Source organism: Nitrospirota bacterium (assembly GCA_016207905.1).
In the GTDB taxonomy this organism is placed as follows: Bacteria; Nitrospirota; Thermodesulfovibrionia; order Thermodesulfovibrionales; family JdFR-86; genus JACQZC01.
This window is the reverse complement of sequence record JACQZC010000040.1, coordinates 18,211-34,379: the sequence shown is the minus strand read 5'-3', so window position 1 is coordinate 34,379 and position 16,169 is coordinate 18,211. Positions and strand designations below refer to the sequence as shown.

Genomic DNA, 16,169 nt, shown 5'->3' with positions numbered 1-16,169 from the left:
CCTATTTCCTGACAAATATATAGTTGAAGACCTTCGAGAACGGCCCGGTATCGAACATGGGCGCATGCCCCCTATATTTTACATCAAACCCCAGAGCCCTTAAGTCCTCTATTAATTTCAGGTCCTCTTTCAGCTCTTCATTTATCTCCACCAATAGGGATTTCAGCCTCCTGTCGCTCAGGGTATTCCGTGCGCCCTCTATGATTTCCTTTTCCAGTCCATCCACATCTATTTTGATATGAGAGGGGAATTCAGGATTATACATCTCTATGAACCTGTCGAGGGTAAAAGAGATTACTCCCTGCTTAAATGCGGACTTCGTAGGTCTTCTGAGATGGTTAATGGGTTTACCAAAACTATGTATGGCCATGCCCGGGGTGAATTCTGACAGATACAGAAAGTCCAGTTTATTGACATTGGAAAGTGCAATATTTATGCATGTTACTTTGTCCTGCAAGTCGTTGAGGTACACATTTTCATTCAGCAGGGCGAAATTCTGCGATTCGGGCTCGAATGCAAGCACTGCTTTAGTTTTTCCTGTTACCGCCGCATATACGGTGTAGGTTCCAACATTGGCACCGATGTCATAGAGGACATCGTCAGGGCTAAAGCCATCAATCCATTTGATGGTCTCCGGCTCCTTTGTAAATAAAGTCATAGCCCTCCAGTAGGGAGTAAAGGTTGGGGTGAAGAAAAGAAATGTGTGTGCGCCATTTTTGACTGCGGTGACAGGTCTGTGTCTGGCGGATACCAGCAGATATAATTTCCGAATTATAGGCACGGCACAAAACGCACGGGCACAAGCAGTAGCAACTTTTATGAGAATGTTCTTTAGGAATTCTGCAGGTTTAATGCTCATTCCCCTCCTGCCACTGCTATGACCTCATTTGTGATAAAACTGTTTTTGTCACTTCCAAGGTAATAGACCATCTCTGCAATATCTGCTGGAGAGCCCATCCTCTTAAGTGGTATCATTTTGATTCTCTCTGACATATCCTTTGGAAATTTTTTGTGGAATTCGGTGTCAATCACACCAGGTCTTACAGTGTTTACGAGTATATTATAGTCCGCTCCTTCTCTTGCCAGCGTCTTTGTCATGCCTTCAAGTGCAAGTTTGGAACAGCCATAATGCACGGAGACGCTTGAGCCTCCATATTTTGCCGCTATCGAGCTGATATTTACAATCCTTCCAAATCGCCTTTTCTTCATCTGCATAAACAGCTTAAAGGAAAGCATCATGGGTGCAAATGCATTAACCATAAATGTCTCTGCTATATCCTTAACCGTAAGGTCAGTGAAATGCTTCTGGGTTACATATGCACCTGCATTGTTGATGAGGCTATGAACTTCAAATCTCTGAAGTTTCTTTAGAAGCCTTTTAATCTCGCCTTCGGATGAAAGGTCAGCTTTAAACAGGGTGCATTCCACACCATATCGATTTATTGCCTTTTTTAATTCTCCTGCCTTTTCATGAGAGGAGAAATAATGCCCAAGGATATTCCAGCCTTCTTTTGCAAACCTGAGGGCTATCTCCCTTCCGATGCCGCCTGCTACTCCTGTGATCAAGACTGTTTTCATTCTCTATACCTCAGAAAAACCGTGTTCTTTAAGCCAAAACTCAACCTGTGGTATTTGCCATTTGTAATCAACATCCAATCCTCCCCACTGCTTGAGGGGATAGATTTTCTGACCCATCCATTTCTGTGGAAGAAGCCCTTCTTCGAGCCTCTCGAGGCATCTCGGTCTTACGATAGAGACTCCCATGTCCGCAAACCAGACATCTCCCTGAGAATCCCTGTCGCATGAAAGGCTCTTTGGGTCTCCGAATGTCTCAAATGGCACAAATGGATGAAGTAGGCCATCTCCACCAATCCTTCTTGCCCTGAGGGGACTCCACATATTGTACCTTGAGACACTCACTGCCGAGTCATACTCCGGGTGCTCCCTGAGCACTTTTATCCCCTCTGAGATGGAAGCAGAGGTAACTGTTCCTGCATTACACATTAAAAGGACAATAAGCTCTATCTCAACCCCTTTATTCCTTTCCTTTGCAGTCTCATAGGCATGGACATAGACATCCTCTCCTAAAGCAGTCTCAGTTGTAAGCTCAGGGGGTCTCTGAATGATTTCAATATTGTTTTCCTTTGCGAGCCTCATCAACTCCTCATCGTCTGTTGAAAGATAAACCTTATCTATCTCAGGACAGTCTCTGGCTGCCTTCATTGGATAGTAGGCAAGGGGTCTTCCTAAGACTGGATATAGGTTTTTGCCTGGAAACCCTTTGCTTCCTTTCCTACCCATAAGAAGCGCAATAACCATCTTTAATAATACCTCACTTAAAATACTCCTTAAAATATATCTCCCTTAGCATGGCAAGCATCTTATCTCCCTCCTCGTTCAACTGCTCTGCTATCTTAATCTTATCAAAATAAGACTCAGGCATCTTCACATAAAGCGGGAATGTCCTCACAAGCCCTTTTATCTCATTAGATGGAAATTGGGGCATCCTCAATATAGAGCTTCTCATAAGACTGTCAGTTTTTGCATTGGGTTCAAGATAGCCTTTTTCAATGCAGTACTGCCTGAGAGGCGTGCCCCTATAGGGGACAAAAAAATACGCATTGATGCTGTCTGCCTTTATCTGCCTATTAAGCTTAATTGTGTCAAACACAAGCTCCCTCGTCTCGTCAGGAAACCCTATTATATTGTTGACTGTAACGGGAATTTTACTTTTTTCGAGTATCCTGAATGCATCTATGACCTGTTCATTTGTAAAATGTTTCTTGAGTACCTCTTTCCTGAACTTCTCATTGCCATGCTCGATGCCTATAGACATCCTGTTACAGCCCATATCCTCAAGCATCTTCACCCGCTTTTCGGTTATGGTCTCGATGCGCGTTTGGCACCAGAATGGAAGTCCAATCTTCTTGTACTGCCTCGCAAACTCTTCGAGGTCTTCCTCCTTTCGGGCAAAGAATGTCTCGCTGTTAAAATAGATATAATCTGCCTTGTACCTTTGTGCCTGATGCCGTATCTCGCCTGTGAGCTTTCCTACGGACTTCACCCTGAAATACTGTCCAGAGCCCGAATCGAAATAAAGCTTTCTAAGCGACGGTGCTGCGCAGAAGGTGCAGCTGAATGGGCATCCCCTGTCAGAGGAGACCGGTATCATCCTGAATATCCTGCCCTGCATCGGCCTGAAGAGCCTCTTTTCGTCGAATATGCCCAAATCTTCATAGGGAAGAACATCTATGTCTATAAGCTTCCGCATATCGTTCTTATAGAGCTTCCCGCTTGTTTTCACCCATAGGTTCTTTATCCCGGTTATGTCTTTTCCTTTTTTGAGGGCATTAGAAAGCTCTACAACAGCCTCCTCGCCCTCGCCAAGGCATATCGAATTTAGGATCTCGTTTTCTATTGCCTCCTCAGGCGAAAAAGTGGGATATACGCCACCCATAATTATATGGATGCCCCTTTGCCTTATTCGTCCCTTTGCCCTTTCGGCGAGGGAAAGACCTAAATCGTATGTGTCGTCCGTTGCACTTATCCCTATAAGGTTGGGGTTAAATTCGTCGACTGTCTTTAAGAAGTCCTCATATACATCGGTTTCTTTATAATCTACGCCCTGCTCTTTAAGGTTGAATCTTCTAATCTGCATATGCTCGACCCTTATCTCGTCTACGCTTTTTTCGGCTGTTTTATAAAGGGTGGTATCGAAAAGCCTTACCTTAAAGCCTGCCTCTTTAAGACATGCCGCAAGCAAAGAGACATTCGATGGAAGGAGGTTTACCATCTGCAGATTCGGATATACGAGTAAGACCCTGAAATCAGCCATCTGTTTGCAGTGCCGCCTCCTTTCCGACGAGCTTCAGTATCTCACTGTCACGGAGATAACAGCCATCGCAAGCAGAAACCTCGTGTGCCATGCCATTTTTATGGGTCTCCCTCAGCTTCATTAAAGAAGCCGAATGCCATCCATCTTTTACATTCATCTCATTTACATTTCCTAATGAAAGTAAGCCATCGTCATCGTGGTTACATGGAAGAAGGGTTCCGTCCCACCAGATAGCCATCCTCTGGAATATCTGCGGACATGCCCATGGATATTTAATATCCTTCTTTTTGACCTTCATCTCCTTATAGTCGAGATAGCCGACCTCGTCAGCCTTATCGGACCAGAATGCCTTATATTCCTTAAACGAGCCTTTTAGCTCAGGAAGAAGAACTGTCTGAACCCTGACCTTTGGATGCCCTACACCGAGTTTTCTTTTTAATGACTGAATGCCTTCTATGTTTTCGATTACTGTCTCAAACACCGCACCGGGTCTGTGCCTTTCGTAGACCTCTTTTGTATAGCCCTCAAACGAGATTGAAAGCCTGTCAAGCCCTGCATCAATGAGCCTTCTTGCCCACCCTCTGTCAAGGAGCATTGCATTGGTGTTGAAATAGACATCTATCAAGCCTTTAGCCTTTGCATATCCAACGAATTCATGGAGCTTTGGATGCAAAAGTGGCTCGCCCCTGATATTAAACTTAACACCGTAAAGCCCTTTTTCAGCACCTTCGTCGATGACCTTTCTTACAGTGTCCTCTGATATAAAACCCCTTCTTATCTTACTTCCCCTGAATGTAGTTGCACAGAAAGGGCATTTGAGGTTACAGGCACTCGTGACCTCTATATCTATGAAAAGCGGGAACTCTCCAACATGAAATGTCTCTGGCCACTCCTTCCATTTTCTTCTGTAGTCTTGAAACCTCTCATCTTGCCTTCTAAAGAGGTCCTCGCCTGCAATGTGATGGAAATTTGCATTTGCCTCTATTATTACATTCTTAGCCATCTAAGCCCTCTTAATAATTTTAACACATTCTGCCTCTGCCCTTTTAGCACTGTTTCCGTCATCAAGGTGTGTGCCATATGCCCTTATGTATTCCCTGTTTTTTGTATCAGCAGGGTATTTGCCTGTTTTCAGGAACCCATCGAGCCTACTTATAAGCTCCTCAGGGGTATCTGTGCAAACTGCCCTTTTCTTAAGGAGTAGCAGTGCCTCTGGTATAAAGTCCAGATGCTTTATGGTTACGAATATCGGCTTTTCAGTCAGGCATGCCTCATAAAATGTGGTTGCGGGACAGTCGATGACAATTGCCCTTGCACCAGAAATCAACTCAGAGAACCTTCCTTCTGATTGAACTCTGATATACGGGGATAGAGGCTTGATTGGGATGTCACCCATTATTGGCATTGGATGTTTTTTCCATAATACTGCCTCATCGATACTTTCAAGATAACTGAGGATTGTCTTGACAGTTCTATAGTATGAATTATCTGAAAACGGAGGGTCAAATCCTAAATAAAACCAGTTCATATAAAAATTAGTAGTTGCATAAAGGATATAGCTCCCCGAGATGCTTTCTGAAAGAGTTTCTTTTAGTCTGTCAAGTTCAGGTGAGCCAACTGCAATAGTCCTTCCTGAGAAACCGAGATTCTTTATTTCATTTTCATAATGGGCTTTTGAGCCCTCACCAAAAGCAAAGTAAGCCGTAGTAAACCTTAGCTCACCTTCTACCATGCCATAGGTCTTTCTGTTTCCGCTTTCTCCGTGAGACCAGCATATAACTGGTTTTCCTTTTATGAATGCAATGTGTGCCACAAAGCTTAAAAGCGGATACCAGTATCCGCATGTAAAGACCCCAGAGACTTTGTCAATCAGTTCTGATACCTTCCTATAACGAGATGAAAAAAACTTTATTGACCTAAGTATAAGAGAAATCTGCCTGTCGATGAGTCCGCCATAGTCGACTCCCATGAAAATAAAGCTCAAAGAAGGCATATCGATGCCATCGAGAGAATAGTTTTTTACCTTATGCGGAATCCTCGCCCTTAGGAAATACCTTATGCTAAAGGTCTCTCTGAATGTCCTTCGCTCCATAACATCAACCCAGTTATATACGCTGCCTAAGACAAGCACGCTCTTTTTGCCAAAAGAAGGTAGTATATGATGAATTCCCTTTTTAAAACCGTACATCCTTAGTATTAAAAGTATTGGCAGTTTATCTAAAAGGAATTCCTTAATCGCGGCTCTTATATTAGACTTCTGAGCATTGACACTATATTTTATTATTTTTATATTGCCTTCCATAGCAGAAAGAATTAATCCATAAAGGGATTCCTTTGCGCCGAATATGAAGTCCATCTCAAGAGGCAGTTCTTTTACTGACCCGAAGCCCACTATGGCGTCAGGCGAAGTGGCTGAGATAACTTTTTTTAACTGGAATATCTTTGAATGCACCCCGCTTATAAGGACCCATAAAAGATGCTCAAAGTATGTGCCTGCCTTTAGCTCGATACCTATGGTTTTCTTTGAGTAGCCGATTGAGATTCTGTCAAGTGTATCCACTACGGAGTTTACAAATCTCTGTGTATCCTGTCTGATAGCCGAGAGTTCTTCTGACCTATAGAAGTTCTCTGGTATCACATAGCTTATCCCTTTTGAGTCTAAATGGGGCATTACAAACGGACTCAGGGCACAGTAGATTATCGCGTAATCTTTATAAGCCTGCCTGATTTTTTCAAATTCCTCAAACTGCTCTTTGGACTCTAAGAAGACAAGAAGCTTCATCTGCCTGTCCGACCAAAGGTCAAGACCCCTCTGACATTGTCTAACATTGTCTTAAACTCATCCCTCCTAACCCCTGTAAGTGTGGGGTATAGATATATGACAGCCACAACTCCCAAAAGATATAAGAGTAAACTGTTAAATATCAATAAAGGTATAGAGACTGTAACAAATAATGAACTGAGAAGCCATCCTGTCACTGTCTTTGCCCCAAAGGCACATAGAAGAAGTATTGCTACTGCAACTAACTGATACCAGAAGTCAAACCTCCATTTGTTCATCCTCGATATTATGTAAACCATTATGTTTGTGCCGATAAAGTTAAGAACTACTATCTTTAGTGCCATTCCTGCTGATGCCAATCCAAGCCCGGGAATGCCCAGATATGCACCCTGTGGTGGAGCAAGGATAAGATAGGTCAAAGGGATACTTATTGCCATAAATGTAACTCCTATGTTCCTGTATATAACTGTGTGTCCTCCAGCAAGCAATACTGTGTGTGCTATCTGCCCTATTGCCTGAATTAAAGGGAAAAGGAGGATGATGCTTAAAGCAATCCATGCTCCCTCATATGATGGCCCTACGAGCCACACTAAAAGCTCCCTCGAAAATGGGATAAGAAAACAACTTAAGAGAGCGCTTAAGAAATAAAGTATCCTCGAGACCCTGAAATAAAGCCTTTTTATGCCTTCATAGTCGTGTTTTTCCACTGCCTCGGCAGTCTCCTTCCAGAAGACCTGAAGCATAGAGGCAGTGGCTATACTGCTTAAAAAAGTAAACCTGTACCCTATTGAGTAATAGCCCTGCTCCTCTGCACCACCGAATCTCTGAAGGAGCCAGTTGTCAGCAAACATGTATGCAAAATTCATCCATGAGTAGGCTATAAGAGGATAACAATATGCCTTAAATTCCTTAAAAACACTTCCAAGGCTTTCGGCACCCACAGCCTTCGCTAAAAGCCCCTCTTTGAGTCTCCTTGAAAGAAGGACTGCAAAGAAGATGTATAAGCCTCCTATGAATATAAACAGGTTACTGACCGTAAGAACATTTATCTTTATCATCAGAAGGATAGCAAGCACATAGACCAATGAAAGGACAACATTATATGTCTGCACGATGATAGTTGCCCTGATGGACTCGCCTGCCTGGCTTACTGACTGCCATAGCTGGTTCATGCCAAAGCTTGCAAGCAGGGAAAGAAGGACAAGACCAGTTTCATGTCCAAGCCATATCTTCTGCCTCAGGACTTCGGGCAAAAGCACGGTTGCAAGTAAAACTGCAATAATGAACTGGAGTGCGGTCCATGAGATATAGTAAAGGTAAAAGGCAGATGCCCTCTTTCTTTTAGATATAAAGGTATAAAAGGCATTTGAAGTACCCATGTCAAGGAGAGTACTGATGCTTGCAAAACTCATGAGTAGAAAATTGAAGTTTCCAAACCCCGATGGGCCAAGTGCCCTCGCAATAAAAAGCCCTGAAAGAAAGCTGAGGACAAACCTTATGAGATTAGCTATAAGGGTTGTAAAAAACCTGGCCCTTACACTTTTGCTGTCTTTAAATAGAGAGAGCCTTTCTATCATAGTATTAATCAAGTAGTGTAGTATACACACTGCCTGTTATGCAAACCTTAATAGGTTCCAGTAAGCATCTCATTTTCCGTGATAGATTTTCCGAGACTCATTAAGAATCCGATGTGCTAAAATAAACTGTTATGGCTAAAAATACCACTGGTGCGGATTTCCTGATATGCGGGGCAGGAATAGTTGGACTTACCATCGCAAGAGAGCTTCTCATAAAAGGCTATGAGAATATCGTCCTCATCGAAAAAGAAGACTCATTGGGAAAGCACGCATCAGGCAGAAATAGTGGTGTTCTTCATGCAGGGATTTATTATTCTCCAGACACGCTCAAGGCAAAGGTATGCCTGAAAGGCAATCTCCTGATGAAAGGCTACTGTAAGGAAAAAGGCATACCTGTCTTAGAGACAGGTAAGGTTATAGTTGCAAAGAACGAAAAAGAGCTTGAAACACTTAAGGAGCTTCGAGAAAGGGCACTAAAAAATGGTGCAAGGGTGGAGATGATAGATGAAAAACAGCTTTCCGATATAGAGCCTAATGCCAAAACCCACTGCCAGGCTTTATATTCTTACGATACCGCTGTTGTCGAGCCAAAAGGGATATTGAGAAGCCTCTACGACGACCTTATCTCTTCAGGAAAGGTAAAAATCCTTACTAAAACCGCCTTTAGGGGACTCAAGGGCAATAACAGCGTTTTAACGAATAACGGAGAGTTGAGCTTTGACACATTCATAAACACAGCAGGTGCATATAGCGACAAGGTGGCACGCTCATTTTCCATTGGCACAAACTACAGGCTGATCCCTTTTAAAGGGATATACAGGAAACTCACAAGCCCTGCATCCAGCAGGATAAAAGGCAACATATATCCTGTGCCTGATATCAGGAATCCTTTTTTGGGTGTGCATTTCACGAGAAGCGCCTCTCAAGAGGTCTACTTAGGCCCTACTGCCATACCTGTCTGCGGAAGGGAAAATTACGGAATCCTAAGTGGCATTGACACCGAGGCTCCCAAAATCCTCTACAGGGATGCTGTGCTTTTTGCAGTTAACCCGAGGTTCAGAGAAGTGGCACTCACAGAGCCAAAAAAATATATCTTTAAGTTTTTCTTTGAGGATGCAAAAGCCCTTGTAAAAGACCTAAGGAAGGAAGATATAAAGCCCTCGGACAAGGCAGGCATTAGACCACAGCTTGTCAACTGGACAACAAAAGAGCTTGTTATGGACTTTCTCGTTATTAGGGACGGAAATAGCATCCATGTGCTGAATGCCATCTCGCCTGCATTCACAAGTTCTATGTCGTTTGCAGAACTCCTTGTCAGTGAATATGTGGCAGTATAAATTATAAGTTGCATTTTGGTATAGGACATGCTAATTTTAGTTGAAATTTTGCGGAGACAAACATGGAAGCAATTATCTTAGCAGGCGGATTCGGCAGGAGGCTAAAACATGTCGTAGGAGATGTTCCAAAGCCAATGGCAGATATAGATGGAATGCCGTTTTTGGCATATGTAATGGATTATTTATCAGGTCAGGGTGTAAAGAAAATCTTGCTTTCGGTTGGCTATAAATACGAGGTCATCAAAGATTATTTTGGCGCAGGGTATAAGGCAATGGATATAGAATATGTAATAGAAAAGGAGCCGTTGGGCACAGGCGGAGCTATCCTTGAGTCGCTAAGACATGCCCATGAGGACAATGTGATATGCCTTAATGGAGATACGCTTTTTATGGTTGACTTAAAAAGGCTCTTTGAGTTTCATCTATCGAAATCGGCAATCCTTACCCTTGCCTTAAAACCCATGGGTAATTTCACGAGGTATGGCAGTGTAATCGTAGAGAACGAAAGGGTAAAAGGGTTTAGAGAGAAATCCTTCAAGGGCTCAGGCTATATAAACGGAGGTATCTATGCGGTGAACAAAGACATTATGGGTTTTCTCGAGGGATACGGAAGGAGTTTTTCTTTTGAGGTTGAATTTTTGGAGATGGATATTGAAAATATAAGACCATTTGCCTTTATAAGCAATGGTTATTTTATAGACATAGGAGTGCCAGAAGATTACGAAAGGGCAAAGTCCGAGTTATGCTTTATCTTAAAAGGAGGCAGTAGATGATTATCTCAAGGACACCTCATAGGATATCGTTTTTTGGCGGAGGAACGGATTATCCTGCATGGTATCTCGAGCATGGAGGGAAAGTCTTAGGGGTGGCAATCGATAAGTATTGCTATATAAGCTGTAGAAAGCTTCCTCAGTTTTTCAAGCACAAACACAGAATCGTATACTCAAAGATAGAAACGGTTTTCGATATAGACGAGATTCAGCACCCATCCGTGAGAGAGACGCTGAGGTATCTCAAGATTAAAGTCGGATTGGAGATTCATCACGATGGCGATATCCCTGCGTGGTCAGGCATGGGTTCAAGCTCATCATTCACCGTGGGGCTCCTAAAGAGCCTTTATGCACTCGAGGGAAAAATCATTTCAAAGGAGGACCTTTATAAGGAGGCAATACATATAGAGCAGGACCTGATAAAAGAAAATGTTGGCTCTCAGGACCAGGTATGGGCCGCAGTAGGAGGCCTCAATGCCGTCGAGTTTCTGCAAAATGGAGAGATTCTCGTAAAACCGATTATAATGAAGGAGAGCTCACTCAAGAGCTTTGAGAATAAATTTATGCTTTTCTTCACAGGGCTTTCAAGAAAGGCATCGGAGGTAGCAGGAGAGCAGATTAAAAACATCCCGAATAAAAAAATGGAGCTAATGACCATGCGGGGGCTCGTTGACGAGGCAGAGGCAATACTTACATCCGATAAGGACGATTTTAGGGATTTCGGAAAACTCCTGAACGAGACATGGAAGCTTAAAAGAACCCTTTCAAGTCAGATTACCACAGGCGAGATAGACCATATATACGAGACTGCTATAAAAAACGGAGCTATTGGTGGAAAGCTCCTTGGAGCAGGCGGAGGAGGCTTTATAGTTTTCTATGCCGAGCCGGAAAATCAGGAGGCTCTTAAAAAAGCCCTTAAAGGGTATCTTCATGTGCCTTTCAGCTTCGATTTTTTAGGCTCCGAGATAATAGTTTATAAGCCTGATTATCAGGGAAACAGGGGTAGATAAAATGCGATACGAGCTTACGAGTTCAACATGCGGAGACGAGGAAAAACATGCTATGGCAGAGGTCATGCAAGGTGGTATGTTTACCATGGGGAAAAATGTAAAGGAATTTGAAGAGAGGTTTGCAGAATACTTTGGAATGAAATATGCGGTGATGGTAAATTCAGGCAGTTCTGCAAATCTTATTGCAATTGCCTCTCTCTTTTATAGATCGGAAAATCCCCTCAAGAAAGGCGACGAGGTAATAGTGCCATGTATCTCATGGGCAACTACATTTCACCCCCTTGCCCAGTATGGACTCAAGCTCAGGTTCGTGGACATAGACCTTCATACCCTTAATATGGACGCCGAAGAGCTTAGGAAAGCCATTACCCCAAAAACTAAGATGGTGGTTGCAGTCAGCATACTTGGAAACCCTTGCCAGTTTGACGAGATAACGAGGCTCTGTAGTGAAAATGGCATTATCCTTTTCGAGGACAATTGCGAGTCCATGGGCGCTACATTTAATGGAAGATACACAGGAACATTCGGAGTCCTGAATACATTCAGCACATTCTACTCCCATCATATCTCCACAATGGAAGGAGGTATTGTGCTCACAAACGACAGGGAGCTTTATAATATCCTCAAGTCCCTTAGAAATCATGGCTGGACAAGGGACCAGGATTCCGACAGCCCTATATTTGAAAGAAAGACCGATGATTTCTTCGAGGCATACAGGTTTATCCTTCCTGGGTATAACCTCAGGCCAGGTGAGATTCACGGAGCCATTGGAAATGCCCAGCTCGTTAAATTAGGGGATTTTCTGAAAATCAGAAGAACGAATGCAAGGCATTTCGTAGAGCGATTTAAAGACGACGAAAGGTTTATAATCCAGCAGCAGGTTGCTGGTGCAGATAGCTCATGGTTTTCATTTACAATGGTCTTAAACCCGAAGCTCAGGGTTAATAGGAAAATAGTTCTCGAAAAACTAAAAAATGCAGACATAGAGCACAGAATCATAACAGGTGGAAATATCCTGAGAAACGATGTCGTTAAATATTATGACTATGAGGTAACGAAATCAACCAATGCCGATATTGCCCATTATAGTGGCTTTTTTGTTGGCAATCATCCGCATGACATAAGAGATAAGATCGATTATCTCTATGAGACTTTGAAAAACATATAAAAGGAGACCCTATGAAATACAATATTCTGGTTACAGGTGGTGCAGGCTATTTAGGCTCAACCCTTGTGCCCGAACTCTTGAGAGTCGGACACAGGGTGACTGTGCTTGACAATTTCATGTTTGCACAAAACAGCCTTTTTGAATGCTGTTCAAACGAAAATTTCAATGTTGTAAGAGGAGATGCAAGGCAGGAGGATATCCTCAGCCCTCTTCTTAAAGATGTTGATTATATTATCCCCTTAGCCGCATTAGTGGGTGCTCCACTTTGTGGTAGAGATAAAACAGGAACAGTGACCACAAACAGAGATGCAATAGCCTGCATAGCAAGGCTTTCCTCTAAAGAGCAGAGAATCATTTATCCCTGCACAAACAGCGGATACGGTGTTGGAGAGAAAGGCATCCTCTGCACAGAGGACACACCCCTAAAGCCTATCTCTCTTTATGGCATTATGAAGGTTGAAGCAGAAAAGGTCCTGCTTGACAGGGGAAATGCGATTAGTCTCAGGCTTGCCACTGTGTTTGGCATGTCCCCAAGAATGAGGGTTGACCTCCTTGTAAATGATTTCACCTACAGGGCTGTGAAGGACCGCTTCGTTGTCGTTTTTGAGGGACACTTCAAGAGAAATTATATCCATGTCAGAGATGTCTCAAGGGCATTTATTCATGCAATGGATAATTTCCAAAAGATGAAAAACGAGCCTTATAATGTTGGGCTTTCGGATGCAAATCTCTCAAAGTTAGAGCTATGCGAAAAGATAAAAGAGGCAGTTCCTAACTTCATATACCTCGAAGCCCCAATAGGCGAGGACCCAGACAAAAGGGACTATATAGTGTCAAACGAAAAAATAGAAAGGACAGGGTTTAAACCCGTATATTCACTTCAGATGGGAATCAAAGAGCTTATAAAAGGATATACTATAATCACAAACAGTAAATACAGTAATGTTTAAAGACTCCAGGATATTTGTTGCAGGACATAAAGGACTTTTAGGCTCTGCACTTTTAAAAAAGCTCTCTCAGGAAGGCTACCAGAACATAGTTACTGCAAACCATGACCTGCTTGACCTGACTGATTCAAAGGCAGTCGATGGGTTTTTTAAAAAAGAGATGCCTGAGTATGTGTTTCTTTCAGCAGGTCTTACAGGAGGTATTATAGCCAACAAAACATACCCTGCGGATTTCATGCACATAAATATCGCAATTCAGGACAGTGTCTTTCAGTCTGCAGAGAGATATGGCGTAAGGCATCTTATATTTTACGGCTCTTCATGCGTTTACCCAAAGGACTGTCCCCAGCCTATAAAAGAGGAATATCTTCTTACAGGACATGTTGAGGAGACATCAGAGGCGTATGCAGGTGCTAAGATTGCAGGGCTGATTGCCTGTAGGGCATATAACAACCAATACGGCACAAAAAGGTTCATTGCATTACTTCCGAATTCCATGTTCGGTCCTAATGACAATTTTGACCCTGAAAGCTCTCATGTCATGTCTGCACTTATAAGAAAACTCCATTCCGCAAAGACTGAAAAGAAGGATAAGGTAGTCCTCTGGGGCTCTGGAACTCCACGAAGGGAATTCCTCTTTAGCGAGGATGTTGCCGATGCCTCGGTTTTTGCAATGAAAAATGCAGACAGGCTCGAAAATAAACATTATAATATAGGTACAGGTATGGACTATTCTATTCAGGAGCTTGCAGGAATCATATCCGGGATTGTGGGTTTTAAGGGTGAGATACTATGGGACAGGACAAAGCCTGATGGAACCCCAAGAAAGCTTCTCGATAACTCAAGGTTTTCTTCTCTTGGCTGGAGACCCTCAACGAGCATAGAGGATGGCATAAGAGCTACCTATGAGTGGTATTTAAAAAACATAAAGACCTAAGGAGGCAGATGAAGCTGAATATTTCTTTGGAATCCTTAAAGGAAAAGGCTCTATGGGTAAGGAAACAGACACTCCTTATCCATAAGATAGCACCTGAGACAAGGCTTGCCTCGTCCCTTTCGGCAGTTGAGATTTTAGTTTCATTATATTACGGAAAGATTCTTAATTTCGACCCCAAGAATCTTACATGGGAAGGTAGAGACAGGCTCATAGTCAGCAAAGGACATGGCTCTATAGCCCTTTATCCGATACTTGCTGACATGGGCTTTTTTGACAAGGAGGAGCTAATGAGGGTCTGTAAGGAGGATTCCTTTTTAGGAGGAATCCCTGACACCCTCATCCCGGGGTACGAGACCATAAACGGCTCTTTGGGACATGGTCTTGGTGCGGCATGCGGTGTGGCACTGGCTTTAAAAAGAAAGGGCAACGATGCAAAGGTCTTTGTCCTTATTGGAGACGGAGAGCTTTACGAGGGCTCTGTCTGGGAGGCAGTGATGTTCGGAGGACAGCATCGTCTCGATAACATCATAGCGATAATCGACAACAACAAGGCATGCATGCTGGGCAGATGCGAAAACATCATTAACCTCGAGCCCCTTCCTGAAAAATTCAGGACACATAAGTGGTCTGCCGAAAGGATTGATGGCCACGATACAAAGCAGGTCCATAAAACTTTCATGAGACTTAAAAGCGATAAGGGCAATAAGCCAAAGGTTCTGATAGCAGACACAGTAAAGGGCAAAGGGGTGCCAAGCCTTGAGTCCGACCCAATGAGCCATGTAAAGAGTCTAAAACCAGAAGACATAGATGATGCGATTGCGAGGCTAAGATGACACCTCCTACAAAGACAATGAGAGATGCCTTTATAGGAAAGCTCTGTGACAGAATGGTTGAAGATAAAAGGCTCTTCTTTCTCACGGCAGACTTCGGAGCACCCAAGCTCGACAAACTAAGAGAGGATTTTAAGGACAGGTTTATAAATGTTGGCATTGCAGAGCAAAACCTGATTAATATCGCAACAGGCATAGCACTTGAGGGCTTTACGGTTTATGCCTATGCCATTGCACCTTTTATTACCATGAGGCCATATGAACAGATAAGGAATAACCTTTCCCTCCTTGCACAGACAAAAGAGGTCAATATCAACCTCATAGGGGTGGGAGCAGGGCTGAGCTATGATGTATCCGGGCCCTCTCATCATTGCCTCGAGGATATTATCGTAATGAGGGCACTTCCCCATATCTCTGTTTTTTCCCCAAGCGACTGGGTGCTGGTTGAGCGGTTTGTGGATTATTCCATAAATGTAAAGGGACCTAAGTACCTGAGATTCGATTCAAAGCCCCTGCCACAAATCTATGATGAGTCCTCTGATTTTGACCTCAAAAAGGGATTTTATGAGCTATCGAAAGGCAAAGATGTCTGTCTCGTTTCAACAGGGTTTATGACACATACTGCCTTAAGTGCAGTCAGGGAGCTTGCCAATGAGGCAGTGGAAGTCGGGCTCATCGATGTGTTTCTGTTTGAGCCTAATGAAGAGATGTTTTTTGAGGCAATAAAGGGATACAAGACCGTTATAACGCTTGAGGAGGCATTTATAAACAGAGGGGGGCTTGACAGCCTTGTGTCACTTATACTTGAGTGCAGGGATTCCAATGCCAGAGTAAAAAGAATGGGCTTTAAGGACAGATATGTCTTTGAGCTTGGAGGCAGACTGCACCTTCATAAATTGAATGGGCTCGATAAAGAGGCAGTTATCAAAAAGATTAAGGAGGCACTATAAAGTTAGGTTGCTTCGTCCCAAATCTC

General features: G+C 43.2%; 15 protein-coding genes. 8 read left to right on the top strand and 7 right to left on the bottom strand.

The genetic code is table 11. The features are described from left to right. Window position 1 precedes the first annotated feature (1 nt). The 7 genes from HY805_04800 to HY805_04770 are packed head-to-tail and all read right to left on the bottom strand — an operon-like array spanning window position 2 to window position 8,194. Entirely contained in the window at window positions 2-859 is an 858-nt protein-coding gene (locus HY805_04800; GenBank protein MBI4823533.1) for an FkbM family methyltransferase, read from the bottom strand. Continuing rightward, window positions 856-1,578 carry an SDR family oxidoreductase gene (locus tag HY805_04795; GenBank protein ID MBI4823532.1) on the bottom strand — a complete coding sequence of 241 codons (723 nt, stop codon included), beginning with the start codon at window positions 1,576-1,578 and terminating at the stop codon, window positions 856-858. Before HY805_04795 ends, HY805_04800 begins: the two co-directional genes overlap by 4 nt. Window positions 1,579-1,581: 3 nt before the next feature. Then, window positions 1,582-2,319: a cytidylyltransferase gene (locus HY805_04790; GenBank protein ID MBI4823531.1), complete on the bottom strand. Its 738-nt coding sequence runs from the start codon at window positions 2,317-2,319 to the stop codon at window positions 1,582-1,584. 13 nt (window positions 2,320-2,332) lie between these two features. Further along, window positions 2,333-3,835: a B12-binding domain-containing radical SAM protein gene (locus HY805_04785; protein MBI4823530.1), complete on the bottom strand. Its 1,503-nt coding sequence runs from the start codon at window positions 3,833-3,835 to the stop codon at window positions 2,333-2,335. Then, window positions 3,828-4,838 (bottom strand): radical SAM protein, encoded by a 1,011-nt coding sequence (locus HY805_04780; protein MBI4823529.1) that lies wholly within the window; start codon window positions 4,836-4,838, stop codon window positions 3,828-3,830. The genes HY805_04785 and HY805_04780 overlap by 8 nt, the downstream gene beginning before the upstream one ends. Continuing rightward, complete coding sequence (locus HY805_04775) at window positions 4,839-6,617, bottom strand: hypothetical protein (GenBank protein MBI4823528.1); 1,779 nt, start codon at window positions 6,615-6,617, stop codon at window positions 4,839-4,841. Continuing rightward, entirely contained in the window at window positions 6,614-8,194 is a 1,581-nt protein-coding gene (locus tag HY805_04770; GenBank protein MBI4823527.1) for a lipopolysaccharide biosynthesis protein, read from the bottom strand. The genes HY805_04775 and HY805_04770 overlap by 4 nt, the downstream gene beginning before the upstream one ends. A gap of 131 nt (window positions 8,195-8,325) precedes the next feature. On the opposite strand from HY805_04770, the gene lhgO reads away from it, so the two are divergent. From lhgO to HY805_04730, 8 genes are all read left to right on the top strand, one after another. Continuing rightward, a complete protein-coding gene (lhgO, locus tag HY805_04765) occupies window positions 8,326-9,531 on the top strand; it encodes an L-2-hydroxyglutarate oxidase (protein ID MBI4823526.1) in 1,206 nt (401 codons plus the stop codon). Window positions 9,532-9,593: 62 nt separating this feature from the next. After that, a complete protein-coding gene (locus HY805_04760) occupies window positions 9,594-10,304 on the top strand; it encodes a nucleotidyltransferase family protein (GenBank protein ID MBI4823525.1) in 711 nt (236 codons plus the stop codon). Further along, the gene (locus HY805_04755; GenBank protein ID MBI4823524.1) at window positions 10,301-11,311 is read left to right on the top strand and encodes a kinase; all 1,011 of its coding nucleotides are present in this window, start codon (window positions 10,301-10,303) and stop codon (window positions 11,309-11,311) included. The genes HY805_04760 and HY805_04755 overlap by 4 nt, the downstream gene beginning before the upstream one ends. A gap of 1 nt (window position 11,312) precedes the next feature. After that, the gene (locus tag HY805_04750; protein ID MBI4823523.1) at window positions 11,313-12,479 is read left to right on the top strand and encodes a DegT/DnrJ/EryC1/StrS family aminotransferase; all 1,167 of its coding nucleotides are present in this window, start codon (window positions 11,313-11,315) and stop codon (window positions 12,477-12,479) included. A gap of 11 nt (window positions 12,480-12,490) precedes the next feature. Then, window positions 12,491-13,429: an NAD(P)-dependent oxidoreductase gene (locus tag HY805_04745; protein MBI4823522.1), complete on the top strand. Its 939-nt coding sequence runs from the start codon at window positions 12,491-12,493 to the stop codon at window positions 13,427-13,429. Next, window positions 13,422-14,363: a GDP-L-fucose synthase gene (locus HY805_04740; GenBank protein MBI4823521.1), complete on the top strand. Its 942-nt coding sequence runs from the start codon at window positions 13,422-13,424 to the stop codon at window positions 14,361-14,363. The genes HY805_04745 and HY805_04740 overlap by 8 nt, the downstream gene beginning before the upstream one ends. Before the next feature lie 8 nt (window positions 14,364-14,371). Continuing rightward, window positions 14,372-15,196 (top strand): transketolase, encoded by an 825-nt coding sequence (locus HY805_04735; protein ID MBI4823520.1) that lies wholly within the window; start codon window positions 14,372-14,374, stop codon window positions 15,194-15,196. Beyond that, window positions 15,193-16,143, top strand: a complete 951-nt coding sequence (locus HY805_04730; protein ID MBI4823519.1) for a transketolase — start codon at window positions 15,193-15,195, stop codon at window positions 16,141-16,143. Before HY805_04735 ends, HY805_04730 begins: the two co-directional genes overlap by 4 nt. The last annotated feature ends 26 nt before the right edge of the window (window positions 16,144-16,169 follow it).

Bases quoted from the DNA above. Each gene is read 5' to 3' on its own strand.
- HY805_04800 (MBI4823533.1), bottom strand. From the start codon at position 859: ATGAGCATTAAACCTGCAGAATTCCTAAAGAACATTCTCATAAAAGTT.
- HY805_04795 (MBI4823532.1), bottom strand. From the start codon at position 1,578: ATGAAAACAGTCTTGATCACAGGAGTAGCAGGCGGCATCGGAAGGGAG.
- HY805_04790 (MBI4823531.1), bottom strand. From the start codon at position 2,319: ATGGTTATTGCGCTTCTTATGGGTAGGAAAGGAAGCAAAGGGTTTCCA.
- HY805_04785 (MBI4823530.1), bottom strand. From the start codon at position 3,835: ATGGCTGATTTCAGGGTCTTACTCGTATATCCGAATCTGCAGATGGTA.
- HY805_04780 (MBI4823529.1), bottom strand. From the start codon at position 4,838: ATGGCTAAGAATGTAATAATAGAGGCAAATGCAAATTTCCATCACATT.
- HY805_04775 (MBI4823528.1), bottom strand. From the start codon at position 6,617: ATGAAGCTTCTTGTCTTCTTAGAGTCCAAAGAGCAGTTTGAGGAATTT.
- HY805_04770 (MBI4823527.1), bottom strand. From the start codon at position 8,194: ATGATAGAAAGGCTCTCTCTATTTAAAGACAGCAAAAGTGTAAGGGCC.
- lhgO (MBI4823526.1), top strand. From the start codon at position 8,326: ATGGCTAAAAATACCACTGGTGCGGATTTCCTGATATGCGGGGCAGGA.
- HY805_04760 (MBI4823525.1), top strand. From the start codon at position 9,594: ATGGAAGCAATTATCTTAGCAGGCGGATTCGGCAGGAGGCTAAAACAT.
- HY805_04755 (MBI4823524.1), top strand. From the start codon at position 10,301: ATGATTATCTCAAGGACACCTCATAGGATATCGTTTTTTGGCGGAGGA.
- HY805_04750 (MBI4823523.1), top strand. From the start codon at position 11,313: ATGCGATACGAGCTTACGAGTTCAACATGCGGAGACGAGGAAAAACAT.
- HY805_04745 (MBI4823522.1), top strand. From the start codon at position 12,491: ATGAAATACAATATTCTGGTTACAGGTGGTGCAGGCTATTTAGGCTCA.
- HY805_04740 (MBI4823521.1), top strand. From the start codon at position 13,422: ATGTTTAAAGACTCCAGGATATTTGTTGCAGGACATAAAGGACTTTTA.
- HY805_04735 (MBI4823520.1), top strand. From the start codon at position 14,372: ATGAAGCTGAATATTTCTTTGGAATCCTTAAAGGAAAAGGCTCTATGG.
- HY805_04730 (MBI4823519.1), top strand. From the start codon at position 15,193: ATGACACCTCCTACAAAGACAATGAGAGATGCCTTTATAGGAAAGCTC.